Annotated in this window: 15 protein-coding genes; 4 read left to right on the top strand and 11 right to left on the bottom strand. The window is 44.5% G+C overall.

Annotated elements, in window-relative coordinates:
* Positions 1-15 precede the first annotated feature (15 nt).
* From VQ00_RS07715 to fdhA, 4 genes are all read right to left on the bottom strand, one after another.
* Entirely contained in the window at positions 16-801 is a 786-nt protein-coding gene (locus tag VQ00_RS07715) for an enoyl-CoA hydratase (RefSeq protein WP_046179574.1), read from the bottom strand.
* Between the two features lie 186 nt (positions 802-987).
* Positions 988-2,019, bottom strand: a complete 1,032-nt coding sequence (locus VQ00_RS07720) for an NADH:flavin oxidoreductase/NADH oxidase (RefSeq protein ID WP_046179575.1) — start codon at positions 2,017-2,019, stop codon at positions 988-990.
* A 126-nt stretch (positions 2,020-2,145) separates the two neighbouring features.
* Positions 2,146-2,580: a MarR family winged helix-turn-helix transcriptional regulator gene (locus VQ00_RS07725; RefSeq protein ID WP_046179614.1), complete on the bottom strand. Its 435-nt coding sequence runs from the start codon at positions 2,578-2,580 to the stop codon at positions 2,146-2,148.
* Between the two features lie 358 nt (positions 2,581-2,938).
* Positions 2,939-4,156, bottom strand: a complete 1,218-nt coding sequence (gene fdhA, locus VQ00_RS07730) for a formaldehyde dehydrogenase, glutathione-independent (protein WP_046179576.1) — start codon at positions 4,154-4,156, stop codon at positions 2,939-2,941.
* A 361-nt stretch (positions 4,157-4,517) separates the two neighbouring features.
* Here fdhA and VQ00_RS07735 point away from each other — a divergent pair, with 361 nt between their 5' ends.
* Complete coding sequence (locus VQ00_RS07735; protein WP_046179577.1) at positions 4,518-4,949, top strand: DUF1284 domain-containing protein; 432 nt, start codon at positions 4,518-4,520, stop codon at positions 4,947-4,949.
* A 42-nt stretch (positions 4,950-4,991) separates the two neighbouring features.
* Here the strand turns inward: VQ00_RS07735 and VQ00_RS07740 are convergent, their stop codons facing one another.
* From VQ00_RS07740 to VQ00_RS07750, 3 genes are all read right to left on the bottom strand, one after another.
* The gene (locus VQ00_RS07740) at positions 4,992-5,309 is read right to left on the bottom strand and encodes a thioredoxin family protein (RefSeq protein WP_046179578.1); all 318 of its coding nucleotides are present in this window, start codon (positions 5,307-5,309) and stop codon (positions 4,992-4,994) included.
* Between the two features lie 195 nt (positions 5,310-5,504).
* On the bottom strand, positions 5,505-6,335 hold the full coding sequence (gene ypfJ, locus VQ00_RS07745) for a KPN_02809 family neutral zinc metallopeptidase (RefSeq protein ID WP_046179579.1): 831 nt from the start codon (positions 6,333-6,335) through the stop codon (positions 5,505-5,507).
* Positions 6,336-6,559: 224 nt separating this feature from the next.
* Entirely contained in the window at positions 6,560-6,979 is a 420-nt protein-coding gene (locus tag VQ00_RS07750; protein ID WP_046179580.1) for a VOC family protein, read from the bottom strand.
* A 304-nt stretch (positions 6,980-7,283) separates the two neighbouring features.
* Here VQ00_RS07750 and VQ00_RS07755 point away from each other — a divergent pair, with 304 nt between their 5' ends.
* Complete coding sequence (locus VQ00_RS07755) at positions 7,284-7,865, top strand: LOG family protein (protein WP_046179581.1); 582 nt, start codon at positions 7,284-7,286, stop codon at positions 7,863-7,865.
* A gap of 63 nt (positions 7,866-7,928) precedes the next feature.
* Here VQ00_RS07755 and VQ00_RS17690 read toward each other — a convergent pair whose 3' ends face one another.
* Complete coding sequence (locus VQ00_RS17690) at positions 7,929-9,710, bottom strand: ATP-binding protein (protein WP_052728406.1); 1,782 nt, start codon at positions 9,708-9,710, stop codon at positions 7,929-7,931.
* 168 nt (positions 9,711-9,878) lie between these two features.
* Between VQ00_RS17690 and VQ00_RS07765 the strand changes: the two genes are divergently transcribed.
* Both VQ00_RS07765 and VQ00_RS18550 read left to right on the top strand, forming a co-directional pair.
* Entirely contained in the window at positions 9,879-10,316 is a 438-nt protein-coding gene (locus VQ00_RS07765) for an S-layer homology domain-containing protein (protein ID WP_046179582.1), read from the top strand.
* Complete coding sequence (locus tag VQ00_RS18550; protein WP_156154012.1) at positions 10,285-10,437, top strand: hypothetical protein; 153 nt, start codon at positions 10,285-10,287, stop codon at positions 10,435-10,437. Before VQ00_RS07765 ends, VQ00_RS18550 begins: the two co-directional genes overlap by 32 nt.
* 247 nt (positions 10,438-10,684) lie before the next feature.
* On the opposite strand, the gene VQ00_RS07770 is transcribed toward VQ00_RS18550, so the two are convergent.
* The 3 genes from VQ00_RS07770 to cypC form a co-directional block, all read right to left on the bottom strand.
* Positions 10,685-11,599: a LysR family transcriptional regulator gene (locus tag VQ00_RS07770; protein WP_046179583.1), complete on the bottom strand. Its 915-nt coding sequence runs from the start codon at positions 11,597-11,599 to the stop codon at positions 10,685-10,687.
* Between the two features lie 253 nt (positions 11,600-11,852).
* Positions 11,853-12,416, bottom strand: a complete 564-nt coding sequence (locus tag VQ00_RS07775) for an O-acetyl-ADP-ribose deacetylase (RefSeq protein ID WP_046179584.1) — start codon at positions 12,414-12,416, stop codon at positions 11,853-11,855.
* Entirely contained in the window at positions 12,397-13,686 is a 1,290-nt protein-coding gene (cypC, locus tag VQ00_RS07780; protein WP_046179585.1) for a CYP152 family fatty-acid peroxygenase CypC, read from the bottom strand. Before cypC ends, VQ00_RS07775 begins: the two co-directional genes overlap by 20 nt.
* Positions 13,687-13,760 lie beyond the last annotated feature (74 nt).

Consider the following 13,760-nt stretch of genomic DNA (forward strand, 5'->3'; position numbering starts at 1 on the left):
CCGTACAAAGCGGATTTACCGATCTTTAAATGCAGCCGGACGTTTTTCAATAAATGCGGTGACGCCTTCTTTTGTATCTTCTGTGCCAAATAGTTTACCAAAATGCTTTGCTTCAAGTGCCAGCCCTTCCTCAAGCGGCAGATCAATGCCGGTTAAAACAGATTCTAGCACTGCTTTTACGGATAAGCTGCTTTTTTGGGTAATGGATGCCGCAATTTCCGCTGCTTTTTGGAGAAGCTGATCTGCATCGACAGAATGATTTACTAATCCAATTTTTTCAGCCTCCCGCCCATCGATAAATTGACCGGTTAAAATAAGTTCCAATGCTTTCGCTGTGTTCGTTAACCGGGCAAGACGCTGTGTTCCACCGTATCCCGGAATAATGCCAAGCTTCGTTTCTGGAAGACCGAGTTTCGCTTCATTTGCTGCAATCCGCATATGGCAGCTCATCGCCAGCTCCAGCCCGCCGCCAAGGCACGCACCGTTAATTGCGGCAATGAATGGTTTCTCGGCCTGCTCAATTTTGTTGTAAAGCACCTGACCTTTTAATGCCGTTTGTTCCGCGAGTTCTTCCTGGCCGAACAAATGAGTGAATTCTTTAATGTCTGCCCCTGCAATAAAAAAAGTTCCTGTACCGGTTAAAATAACAGCCTTTACAGATGAATCACGATTTAATTGGTCGATACATTGTTCCATTTCCCGAAGTGCCGTCGTGTTCAGTGCATTCACCGGTGGATTTTCGATGGTTACATATGCCACATTTTCTCTTACCTGCAAGTTAATTAAAGAAAAGTTTTCCATTACAGCTTCACTCCTGTCAAAATAATAGCGCTTCTATTTTATTGTACAGGAAAATAAATGAGTATTCATTCATTATTTTAATTATCATAATTGACATGTATTTTAAATGTAAGACAAAATAAAAAGCGTTTGGACCGATTAACATTTCATTGGTCCAAACGCTTATTTTTAGTTTAGCGAATTCTTTTATTTCCCTGGAAATCCAGCCACATACTGCTTCGGAATATCGGCTTCTTTATTTAACTTCACTGCTGCTTCAAGCGTCCAGTACGGATTTCTCAGCATGCCTCTTCCAACTGCCACAAGGTCCGCTTCTTCATTGCCGATCACTGCGTTTGCCAGAACAGGTTCATCCAAACGGCCGACAGCGATGACCGGTACGTTAAGAGCCTCTTTAATTTCTCGTGCCAATGGTACCTGGTAAGCGGCATGCGTACCTGGACGTCCATGTGCCGCGATTGGACCTTCGCCGCCAGCACTAATGTGGAACATATCGACACCCGCTGCCTGGTATTCTTTTGAAAAAGCAATACTTTCCTCGATGCCGTAGCCACCATCAACGTATTCCTTAGCGGATACACGCATAATGAGCGGCATGTCAGCGGGCATTTCACTTTTTGCGGCTTCGATGACTTCTTTGCCGAATTTCGTTAACTCCTGTCCATATTCATCTGTCCGTTTATTTGTAAACGGCGACTGGAATTGATGAATGAGATAGCCGTGTGCCCCGTGAAGTTCGATCGCATCTACGCCCGCTTCGACAGCGCGGCGGACAGAAGCACGGAATTTCTCTACCATTTCTTTCACTTCGTCAGTTGAAAGAGCTCTTGGTGTTTTCGAATTTTCATCAAATGCAATAGCAGATGGAGCAACCGGCTCAGCCGCATCTTCTGCTTTACGTCCAGCATGTGCGATTTGAATCGCCACTTTCGCACCGTTGTCATGGATGGCGTCAATAATGCGCTTCAGCGCCGGGACTTGTTCATCTGACCATAAACCTAAATCATAATCGGTAATACGGCCGTCCGGCTCGATATCGGTCATTTCAATAATAATAAAACCGGTGCCGCCAATTGCACGGCTTACGTAATGGAAATAGTGCCAATCATTGGCGATTCCATCTTTTGCGGTTACTGAATATTGACACATCGGGGGCATCACGACACGGTTTTTCAGCTCAAGTCCTTTAATTGTATAAGGCGTAAATAAATGTTTCATTTTAATTCAGCTCCTTTAATATATGTATGCACATGCATATAAATTATCATCTTGTTTTGTAACTGTCAAAGAAACGAACTCGTACATAAAAAAAGCTTTCCCGGGTTGGAAAGCTTTTAAACATGCTTATCTTTTCAATTGCTGGATTGTTGACTGCAGATCGTTTTGAATGGATGAAGTAGAAAAAGCCGTTTCGAGTGTAGCACAAAATGTCTGTAAAACCGCTTTAAATTTTGCTTCTCCTTCTTTCGTAAGAGACGCGTAAATAGCACGTCGGTCGTCTTCGCAGCTATGCCTCCTGACAACGCGGCAGTTCTTTTCTTCCAATCGGTTCACGAGGCGGGACAGCGCACTTTGGCTTAAACCTACCATATCCTGCAGCTGATACAACTTCAATTTCCTCTCCGGTGCTTCTGATAAAAACAGCAGCACATAACATTCATTTAATGAAAGCTGGTGCTGCTCCTGCAGCGCCCGCTCCAATTCTCGCGCAACCGTGGCCTGAATGGCGGTCAGGCCAAGCCATCCTTTAAACAACAAGGCATTCTGATCATTTTCCATCTGACATTCACCTGTTTCTGTGTAAATAATCGTCCCGATGTGAAAGGTTTCTCCCATTATACTAGATTTAGTATGCTCTTTCATTATACGAAAGATTGTTTCTCCCGCAATCGGTTACAAGAAAAAAACCTTCACTCTTCTTTCCAGTTGTCATGCGGTCACCCATGAATAAAAAAAGGACTGCCTCTTTTCCAGAGGCAATCCATCTTGTTGCTGAGATTTTTTATATCCAATTTTTTTAATTATATCAGCGCATAAATTGTACTGATCCGCCAATTTATCAATTGGGCATCTACGCTGAAAAGCCGGTTTTGTTCATCCAGCTCTTTTCGGTCAAGCGTAAACGCCTTTTAGCCATTTATTTTCTGACAGAGTTATGTGGATCAATGACAAATTTCTTTGAAGCCCCTTGATCAAACTCTGCATAAGCTGCTGGTGCCTCATCCAGCGAAATAAGCGTGGCATTGACTGCTTTTGCGATTTGCGCCCTGCCGCTTAAGATAGAATTCATTAAATCACGGTGATACTGCATAACCGGTGTTTGACCCGTCACAAATGTATGCGCCTTCGCCCAGCCCAGTCCTAATCGAACCTTCAATGTCCCATGCTTTGCATCCTCAGTCGCTGCACCCGGATCACCGGTCACATATAAACCTGGAATGCCGAGACGCCCTCCTGCACGGGTCACTTCCATAATCGAATTTAATACGGCAGCAGGTGCCTCTCCAGCAGACGCCCCGTGCCCATGTGCTTCAAATCCGACACAGTCAATCGCACAGTCTACTTCCGGTACACCTAAAATTTGGGCAATTTGCTCATCCAGATTCGGGTATTCCTTTAAGTTGACCGTTTCACAGCCAAAGCTTCTTGCCTGTTCCAGCCGTTCACTGTTCAAGTCCCCCACAATGACAGCAGAGGCACCAAGCAGCTGCGCTGAATGAGCCGCAGCCAAACCAACCGGCCCCGCACCTGCGACATACACCGTTGACCCTGTTCTGACACCGGCGCTTACCGCACCGTGATACCCGGTCGGAAAAATGTCCGACAGCATCGTTAAATCAAGAATTTTTTCCATCGCCTGATCTTTATCCGGAAACTTTAGCAGTTGAAAATCCGCGTAAGGAACCATGACATATTCCGATTGGCCGCCAACCCAGCCGCCCATGTCCACGTAACCATAAGCTGAGCCTGGACGATCCGGGTTCACATTTTCACAAATATGCGTGTCCCGCTCCTTACAGCTGCGGCAGCGTCCACATGCGATATTGAACGGTACAGAAACAAGATCCCCTTTTTGGATAAATTCCACATCGCGGCCAACTTCAATCACCTCTCCGGTAATTTCATGTCCTAATATCAATCCACTCGGCGCAGTCGTTCTGCCCCTCACCATATGCTGGTCGCTCCCGCAAATATTGGTGGTGACTACTTTTAAAATAACGCCATGTTCGCACTTGCGCCCGACGTTAAGCGGATTAACCCCAGGACCATCCCGCAACACCAAATCAGGATACGCAATATCCTGGACCTGTACTTTGCCTGGCTCAATATACGCAATCGCCCGATTACCTGTCATCTGAAAGTCCCCTTTGTTATTGTAATTTTTCCGTGAAATCATTACACGAACGAACTTAAAAGCGCTTTCATTTCATCAATCATAAAACATGTAAGTGACCAGCAGCTTATTCACAATATTTTGGTGTAAAAACTGTTTGTCCCCCTCCTGAAACACTATTTTAAATTTCTCACCCTATTTGAATACCCACTTTTCTATAAATTAATGACAAAATAACTATTTTATTTCAAAAATTTGTTCTGATCATTCTGTCTGTCCAGCCTTTCGCAGCCAAAGCTGGTGTTTCCTGTCTCGCTGGCTTTCTTCATAGATTCTATATTTGCTATAATGAAATGTAAACAAAAAGAGAGGAATGGTTTACATGAATAGAGTGCTGCGTGGACACCACCTTTTGTGTGTTCATGGCTTCAGAGGAATGGGATATAGCGAAACTTTTGCCGATACGATGACTGAAATTGTGAAAGAAATACGTGATGAAACAATCGATTTTCCTATTCAAGTACAAATGTTACTAGACGATGCATGCGCCGCCTGTCCTCATAACGGCGGAACAGTATGTGCAGCAGGGCCCCAATCAGAAGATCATGTTACTTCAATGGATCGCCGGGTGCTGAACAAACTCGGACTCCAGCCAGGTGGTATCTACTCCCAATCTGAGCTGGTCCGATTAACGGCTGAAAAGATTCAGGCGGATGACCTCGATCATGTATGCGCAGGTTGTTCGTGGCTTTCATACGGCGTCTGTAAAGAAGGCATTGAAAATCTCCGCCGGGGGAATATTTCACAAAAATAAACACCGTCTGTTATTCCAAGACGGTGTTTATACGTTCTATACTTAAGCAGACAAGCTATTCAAAAACGCTTCAATTTCTTCCTGCGTTTTCCGGTCTTTGCTGACAAAGCGGCCTGCTTCTTCTCCATTGTGGTACGCCACAAAGCTTGGAATGCCAAATATGTCCAGTTTGCCGCACAAATCAATGAATTCATCCCGGTCTACAGAAATAAATTGATATTCCGGATAATCCGCTTCAATTGCCGGCAAGATCGGCTCAATGACCCGGCAGTCCGGGCACCAGTCTGCTGAAAACATAAATACGATCCGCTCTTCTTTTTTCAACTGCTCAAATTGTTCCATGGACTGTAATTTTTCCACTTTTGTTCCCTCCAGCTTTTTTCAAGTACAGCCTATTATACGCCTTTTTCGGATAAAGAAAAAAGAAGAGGACTTGGGACGATATTTTCATTTTAAAGGCGGTATTTGATACGGTTAGGGCGGTAAATCATTTTCCCGCCCCAAGCGCGCCAAAAACCGCCCTTATTGTAAATATACCGGCCCAATTAGCGCAAATTATAAATCCTGCGCGTTAAACGTATCGCCATTTTTTAAATTGCCTGACTGAAAGCCGCGGTAAAACCAATTTTTCCGCTGCTCTGATGTTCCGTGTGTAAAGCTGTCCGGCACGGCGTGTCCTTGCGCGCGTTTTTGAATCGTGTCATCTCCAACAGCGCTTGCTGCCGTCAGTGCTTCTTCTAAATCCCCTTCTTCAAGCACGTCCATCCCTTGAGCATGATGCGCCCACACACCCGCGTAATAATCAGCCTGCAGTTCAAGCTTCACTGAATACTCATTGTACTCCTCTTCACTCAGCCGATTGCGCATGGCGTGTACTTTCTGTGATGTACCAAGCAATGTTTGGACATGGTGACCGACTTCATGAGCAACAACATATGCCATCGCAAAGTCACCCGGTGCCTGGAATTGATTTTGAAGCTCTTCATAAAAGCTTAAATCAATATAGAGCTTTTGGTCGCCGGGACAATAAAACGGCCCGACCGCTGACGTCGCCGTTCCGCAGGCTGAATCCACACTGCCTGAAAACAGCACAAGCACCGGCTTCTCATATACCATGCCTTCTTCTTTAAACACTTCCGTCCAGACATCTTCCGTATCCGCCAGCACGACCGATACGAACTCGGCAAGCTCCTGATCTTGTTCGGTTTCCTGATATGGTTCATTGCTGCCCGTTCCAAGCAGCTGCGATGGGTCTCCGCCCATTAACGTAAAAATCAGAACAAAAATAAGACCGATTCCACCAATACCGCCGCCAAGAACGGCTTTGCCGCCCATGCCCCGGCGGTCTTCCACATTCGAGCTGCCTCTTCTTCCCTGCCATTTCATCGCATTCCCTCCTCGAGCCACACCTTATCGTACTAGTGTTATACCCAGTGGAGGATTTAATTAGACGGATGGAAGAAAAATATTTTCTTTCATTGCGGTGTCATTCGAATCATGACAGATTAAAAAGCAGCATGATCCATTTTTGTTTTTTTATGTACAAAAAAGTCCGTCACCTTTTCACATATGTGAAAGAATGACGGATTTTCTTTATGTTAATACGAGTATTATTCGCTTTGCTGTGCTGTATTTTCATCCATCCACATGACTTCCCACATATGACCATCGATATCTTGAAAACTCCCACCGTACATAAAACCTTCATCGATCAGATCATTTGCCGCTTTCCCGCCGGCTGCCAATGCTTTTTGAACGATTTCATCTACCTGCTCTCTGCTGCTTGCCGAAAGCGCGATAATGACTTCTGTGCTCGCGGATGTATCAGCAATCTTTCTCTTCGTAAAAGATTGAAAGAACTCTTCAACGAGCAGCATGACAAAAATATGATCACTGATTACCAGACATCCCGCGTTTTCATCTGTAAATTGAGGATTAAATTCAAAACCGATTTCCGAGAAAAACGCCATTGACTTTTGCAAATCTTTTACTGGTAAATTGACGAAAATTTTGTCTGCTTGCATGCCCATTTTTCACCCTCTGTTTATTTTTTGTTTCACGTTATATATTCTCTGTTTTCTTTATATTTCCTTTATTAACACCCTTCTTTTGTTTCAAGATATACGCCTCAAGCTGCGCAAGTGTCCCGGCAAATCCCTGTTTAATGCTTTCTTGCACGGATCGTCTTTCCTTTTGTATCCGCGAACGAATGAATGAAAACAAGTGTATTCGGCGATTCCACTTGCAGGTAAACATACTTCCCGTTTTCCGTTCTTTTCTGCTGTGAAAAACAGTATAATTGAAGTAGAATTCGAATAGAAATGAGGATGTGCAATGAAGCGAATTGCGGTTTTTTGCGGCTCGGCCGACGGGGCCTCGATAGAATATAAGGCTGGAGCTGCTTTACTTGGCCAAACATTAGCAGCGCAAGGGATTGGACTTGTATACGGCGGATCAAGCACTGGGTTGATGGGCACGGTCGCCGATGCCGTTTTACAGAATGGCGGCGAAGCAATTGGCGTTATTCCAACATTGCTGGAGGAGCGGGAAATTGCCCACACACAGCTAACCGAGCTGCACATTGTTGGCTCGATGCACGAGCGAAAAGCAAAAATGGCGGAGCTGGCCGACGCATTTATTGTGCTGCCAGGAGGCGCCGGTACGATGGAAGAGTTTTTCGAAGTTTTTACATGGGCGCAGATCGGCCTTCATCAAAAACCCATTGGCCTTTTAAACGTCGCGCGTTATTTTGACCCGCTCGTTTCCTTTTTTGATCATATGACGGATGAGCGTTTTTTGCAGGAGCAGTACCGGACGATGCTTCTTGTGGACAAGTCGCCCGAGCGATTACTGGAAACATTTCATACTTACACGCCGCCTTCAGTCAAAACACATGAAACAGAGACAACCGTATAAACGAAAAAGCATGCTCCCTGTGATGGAAGACATGCTTTTTCACTTTATTTCTTCAATAATCAACTATTCCTCATTCCCTTGAACCGGCAAAGACACCGTTACGGTTGTCCCTTTCCCTTCCTCACTTTCAAACAAAATGTCACCGCCGTGTTCCTTAATAATTCGCAGGCTTACCATGAGACCAAGTCCGGTTCCTTTTTCCTTATTTGTATAAAAAGGCTCCCCAAGCTTGGCGATCCGCTCTTGCGGCATGCCAACCCCGTGGTCCACAATGGCTATGGAAAACATGCCTTTTTCTTTTCTTGGGTAGATCATAATGATAGCGTTATCTGGAGAGGCTTCGATTGCGTTTTTCAAAATATTAATGAACACTTGCTTTAGCTGGTTCGCGTTTCCTGTAAGAAGCATATCTTCAGAAAAAGACTCCATTTGAATGGTTGCATCTTTTATCATTGCCTGCATATTCAGAAGCCCCACCACATCCTGCATTAAGTCCTTCAGTGAGATCGTTTTTTTGACCGCCATTTCAGGCTTCGCCAGCACAAGAAGCTCACTGGAGACAAAGTGGATGCGCTCTAGCTCATCCATCATAATCGTTGTATACATCGGATCAATTGAAGATTCCTGTTCAATCAATTGCACAAATCCTTTTAAGGACGTTAGCGGGTTTCGAATTTCGTGGGCAACACCCGCCGCAAGCTCCCCAACAATGTTCATTTTTTCCGTTCTGCGAATATACTCTTCTTTCTGTTCCATCTCGGTCACATCATTCGCTACACAGAGCAGTTCTTTATGACTTTCAGAAAAGAAAATTGGCTTTTTTGTCATTTGCACCGTGTACACGCGATCCTCATTAACGTATAAATACTGCTTTTCCTTTACTAGCCGTTTGTTGTGCTTAAGCAAAGAAAGATCTTCTTTTACCGCTTTTTCGGCATAATCAAGGAACGAACTAAAATCCTGTTCACTTTTCCCAATCATTTGCTCAGGTGTCGTATTATATAAATCGGCCAATGCAGCATTCACCATAGAATAACGGCCTTTTTGATCTTTTGCATAAATAAAATTCGGATTGGCATCAATCACCTTTCGCAGAAATAACTGCTGGATGAGCAGCTGCTCATTTACTTCTTCCATCCTGTCATAATTCATTTTCACATTAGCCGTAAAGATACCCATAACCAAAATGATGAGCGCTAAAGTTGCTTGAAACAATGGACTGTCCGGTGATAGATTTACAATGCCAAATGAGTAGGCCAAAAAAAGAGAAATAAAAAAGATCAGCAAAAATGTACGGCGGTGTTTATCCACTATCCTAGATGTTAAATAAATAGCCAGCAGATCAACTGCAAAAATAAGCAGCACATGAATGGAAAAAGTCCAACCAAGTGCACCAGGCAGCGGGTAATAAAAGACCTCTTTAAATGGATCGATGGAATGCCGCTCAAAGTCAGCAATGCCTAGTGATGTCCAGCCGATCAAGTATACACCTATACTCCATATTAAAAGACCTATATACGTAGAGCGATTCACAATCTTTTTTAAAAACCTTTTTTTGCGAGGCGATAATTTCAGCTCCTCAAAAAAAAGCAGCTGATAAATCATATAAAACAGCAGCGGCGCAAAAATAACTGTGCCAATTCTAAAAAAGCGGAATAAGCGCTCAATCGTTTCCTGCTCTATCCAGCCTTCTCCGTATAATACAGTAATGCTGAGCTGCCACATACAAACGGCACAATAAAAAATAGCAAGAGGGTATGTGATTCGCTGATGTTTTATCCGGAATAAAATCACAACAGCGGTCAGCGGAATAAGGCTGAAAAAGATCATGAGTAAAAATGCCATGCGATCACCTTTAAAATTTAATTAGTTTTTTTCATCGTACAGGAAAGAAGGCAATATTTCGAATGTTTTTCTAAAAAAATAAATGTCAGAATACTTAAATCATTATGTTTTTTGTAGAAAAAGAAAGGGAATGAAAGTAGGGGAAGATGTCCTATTGGGGAGCTTCCAATGAAAAGAACTCTCCCGCTTGCGGCTGCATTTGTTTTGTTTTTCAGCGCATTCATTATCGATTCAAAGGCAGCAAGCTTTCCAGATCTTCGGGCAACGAGTCCATTTTATGAAGAAATGATGTTTTTGAAAAACGAACGGATTATTTCCGGCTCTTCGGATTCTACCTTCAGGCCGGATGAACCCGTTATGCGCGGTCAATTTTCTGACTTCTTGGCCCGTGCTTTAGATGACCGATTCAAGGTCGAGAAGCCGAGTTACGCAATGGATCAAACCAAAGTATACAGATACAGCGCGAATGAGGTCGGCATAATTGTCTATTCCTTTTCGGACACAGAACCGAACGGATGGAATGTTTGGGAGACGTATGAAGGCAGTGTTAAAGCGGAAACTCCGATGGCAGAGCATGAAGACAGCGCCGAGCTATTTAACATCTGAAGGACCTGTTTCAATCGTACAGCTGCTCAAATATCCGATTACAGAAGGCCAGTCCTGGCCCCTCAATCCGAATGGAACAGGAGAATTAATTATTACTTCAACAACCAAAACGGCTCGTTGATCTACTATGCGCCAAACATCAGCAGAATTGAATCTTTGGTCCGCGGTGCAGTCATGCTTGAACTGACGGAACTGGAGCCCCGGTAAAAAGACAGATCATTGCAGCTTCTACTTTCCCATCGGCAGAAAAATTTTTTCGCCGGTCCAAACGCTCTTAGATACGCCCCAAAAGAAAAAAATCCGATCTCGTTTACGGAAGATATAGCGTAACGGTTAAATATGATCATTTATTATAGCTAAAAGTTATATCATTTTGCTAAATAAAGGTCGACGATCGCTTGGAGCTCTTTCAAATACACATGTGCCATCCGGCCAAGCTGTGTTTTTTCATGAACAATCCAGCCGACTGTAATCTTTTCTTCTGCTTGAAGCGGAACCGGTACAATGTCCGATCCGTTTAAATCTTCGCTTAAAATTCCTGTAGAAATCGTATAACCATTCAGCCCGATCAGTAAATTAAACAGCGTCGCCCTGTCGCTCACATGAATGCTTTTTTGACGTGGCAGTGTACTGAAGATTTCTTCGGCATAATAAAACGAATTGAACTCTCCTTGCTCAAACGAAAGCCGCGGGTACTCTTCCAATTCCTCAAGCGTCACCGATGATTTCCCAGCGAGCGGATTTTGCGCACTGACAAAAACATGCGGCTTCGCTTCAAACAGCGGATGAAACAGGAGACTTTCTTCCTTCAGCAGCTGGCGCATTACTTTTTCATTAAATGAGCTAATGTATAAAATGCCGATTTCACTGCGCAAGTTTTTCACGTCTTCGATAATTTCATACGTCCGTGTTTCCCGGAGCGTAAATTGATACTCATCCGCGCCATGCTTTTTAATCATTTCAACAAACGCATTGACCGCAAAGGCATAATGCTGTGTAGATACCGAAAAAAGCTGCCGTGACGGCGCCGAATTCAAATAGCGGCCTTCTAACAGCTCCGCCTGCTCCACCACCTGCCGTGCGTATCCCAGGAACTCGGCTCCATCTGTTGACAGCGTAATGCCCTTTGACGTCCTAATAAAAATGGTAATCCCAAGCTCCGCCTCCAGCTCCTTCACCGCTTTAGACAAGCTTGGCTGCGACAAAAACAGCCGCCGCGCCGCTTCATTAATCGACCCGCAATGCACAATTTCAATCACATATTTTAATTGCTGTAACGTCATTGTTTTATTCCTCATTTCTTTTACTTTTTATATTCATAAAACAGACATAATAGTCAGCGTTAAAAATTCCGCCAGTAAACTCCTAGTATACATAAAGATCACTTCCAAAGCATCGTACAACCAAAAGCCGCTAAGTACAGAAAAATTGGGATTTTCTCTTCCCGTGCCGCTTCATTACACTTAATCAAACTCTCCATTTTTTGTTAAATAATTTACAATAACCATTTCAACACAAAAAAACCGCTAATCATTCTTAGCGGTTTTCTTCCTGCAATATGCGGTTCATCGCTGCTTCGTAAATACGGTAGTCGTGATCGGAAAACAAGGTGAATGCCACGTAACCAAAGGAATGCTTCTCCAAAAAATCAACAACGGCCTGAAGCGCAACGACCGATGCCTTCTCAATCGGAAAGCGATACACGCCGGTTGAGATGGACGGAAATGAGATGCTTGTCACTCCATTTTCCACCGCGAGATGTAATGCGTTTCGGTAACAGCCAGCCAGTTTTCCTTCTTCCCCGTCCGAACCATCATTCCAAACCGGGCCGACCGTGTGAATGACATAATCAGCTGGAAGATCGTGTCCTTTTGTGATGACCGCTTCACCAGCCGGCAGCTCTTCTCCGTTCAGCTTTTCCATCCGTATTTTCTTGCATTCCTCCAGCATGGCACGTCCAGCTGCGTGGTGAATGGCGCCATCCACGCCACCGCCGCCAAGAAGAGAGCCGTTCGCTGCATTCACGATCGCGTCTGTTTCCTGTTCCGTAATGTCACCCACCACTAATTCCAGCGTATTTTCATTTATTTTTGTTTTCATCGTTTTCACTCCTCGAAATAATAGTAATATCGCGCACAACAAACCCGCTTTTCGGCACACTTGGCATGCTGGTCATACTGAAGCTGGTGTCCTGATCCGGAACGGTATATGACAGGCGGTTCACGAGAAAATTAACGCTCACTTTCATTAATTCAATCGTGATCCATTCCCCGGCACATCGATGCCCGGTATGATAATCACCGCCGCCTTGAGGGATAAAATCAAACGGGCTTTTATCCCAATCTTCAAATCGACCGGGTTGAAACAGATCGGGATTCTCCCAAAGCAGGGGATCATGATTCGTCCCATACAAATCGAGAAGGGCAAGTGTTCCTTCTTTAAAGTCCATGCCGTTCCATTCAAAATCCGTTTTCACTTTCGCCCCGGTAAATGGGAAAAACGGATAAAACCGGCGGACTTCCTGGACAAAATATTTCGTATACGACTCCTCTACAGAAGTCAGCTTCGGCTTTTCTTCCGGAAATTGATGCAGTGCCAGCGCCGTAAAGGCAAGGTAAATAGAGACTGCCGTGATCGGCCGTAAAACATTGATCACTTCCACCGCCGCCGTTTCGGTATCCAGTAATTCACCGGTCAGTTCTTTGTGATGTGAAAAAACATAAAGGGCTGATTCTTCCGGTGGATGAAGGTTATCTTCACGGACTTGCTCGATCAGGCCGCCAATCCATTTTTCCACTTTTCGTCTTGCGCGGCGTGTTTTCCAATAGGCCGGTCCGGCTGAAACAGACGATTCAAACATTGCGCTAAGTTCCGAAGTCCGCTGCCTCGCATCTTCTTCTAAGAGCGGCACACCGCCCCATTCGCACGCAATGCGGCATAGCAATTTTTTCGCTTCTTCATATAGAACAATTTCTGTTTGCTGCGCCCATTTTTCAGCTGCTTTCGTCCATTGCCGCTCTGCCACATCCGTCAGACGCATGATCTCTTTCGGTGCCATCAGCGACATAAACGCCGCTTTTCGATGCTGGTGCGCTTCCCCATCAAGCGTCTGCACGCCGCCTTCGCCAAACAATGTTTTCAATACTCTCTTTGGCGCGGCACCTTCCCGCTTGAATTTTTCCGGGTCGTAAAACAGCTTTGCTGCTTCTTTGCCGCCCATGCATACAGCCGGTTTGCCCATTAAGCGTGTTTCAAATATATCCGCCTGAAACGACCGGCGCCGGTTCGGTATGTACAAATACCCTTCTCTTAACAGACTCAGGCTTTGATCCAGTCCTTCTTCTTTTGGCATACCATTTTCACCAGACATAAAAACTTCTCCTTCTTTAGAAAGCTTTTTTGTTTGTTTTCCCTTTTCAGCTCAAAATATCTCTTTTTTTAAAG

The sequence above is a fragment of the Domibacillus tundrae genome, assembly GCF_000970675.1.
GTDB lineage: Bacteria > Bacillota > Bacilli > Bacillales > Domibacillaceae > Domibacillus > Domibacillus tundrae.

Bases quoted from the DNA above. Each gene is read 5' to 3' on its own strand.
- VQ00_RS07765 (WP_046179582.1), top strand. From the start codon at position 9,879: ATGAAAAGAACTCTCCCGCTTGCGGCTGCATTTGTTTTGTTTTTCAGC.
- VQ00_RS07775 (WP_046179584.1), bottom strand. From the start codon at position 12,416: ATGAAAACAAAAATAAATGAAAATACGCTGGAATTAGTGGTGGGTGAC.
- cypC (WP_046179585.1), bottom strand. From the start codon at position 13,686: ATGTCTGGTGAAAATGGTATGCCAAAAGAAGAAGGACTGGATCAAAGC.
- VQ00_RS07725 (WP_046179614.1), bottom strand. From the start codon at position 2,580: ATGGAAAATGATCAGAATGCCTTGTTGTTTAAAGGATGGCTTGGCCTG.
- VQ00_RS07720 (WP_046179575.1), bottom strand. From the start codon at position 2,019: ATGAAACATTTATTTACGCCTTATACAATTAAAGGACTTGAGCTGAAA.
- fdhA (WP_046179576.1), bottom strand. From the start codon at position 4,156: ATGACAGGTAATCGGGCGATTGCGTATATTGAGCCAGGCAAAGTACAG.
- VQ00_RS07770 (WP_046179583.1), bottom strand. From the start codon at position 11,599: ATGACGTTACAGCAATTAAAATATGTGATTGAAATTGTGCATTGCGGG.
- VQ00_RS07750 (WP_046179580.1), bottom strand. From the start codon at position 6,979: ATGGGCATGCAAGCAGACAAAATTTTCGTCAATTTACCAGTAAAAGAT.
- VQ00_RS07755 (WP_046179581.1), top strand. From the start codon at position 7,284: ATGAAGCGAATTGCGGTTTTTTGCGGCTCGGCCGACGGGGCCTCGATA.
- ypfJ (WP_046179579.1), bottom strand. From the start codon at position 6,335: ATGAAATGGCAGGGAAGAAGAGGCAGCTCGAATGTGGAAGACCGCCGG.
- VQ00_RS17690 (WP_052728406.1), bottom strand. From the start codon at position 9,710: ATGGCATTTTTACTCATGATCTTTTTCAGCCTTATTCCGCTGACCGCT.
- VQ00_RS07735 (WP_046179577.1), top strand. From the start codon at position 4,518: ATGAATAGAGTGCTGCGTGGACACCACCTTTTGTGTGTTCATGGCTTC.
- VQ00_RS18550 (WP_156154012.1), top strand. From the start codon at position 10,285: ATGAAGACAGCGCCGAGCTATTTAACATCTGAAGGACCTGTTTCAATC.
- VQ00_RS07715 (WP_046179574.1), bottom strand. From the start codon at position 801: ATGGAAAACTTTTCTTTAATTAACTTGCAGGTAAGAGAAAATGTGGCA.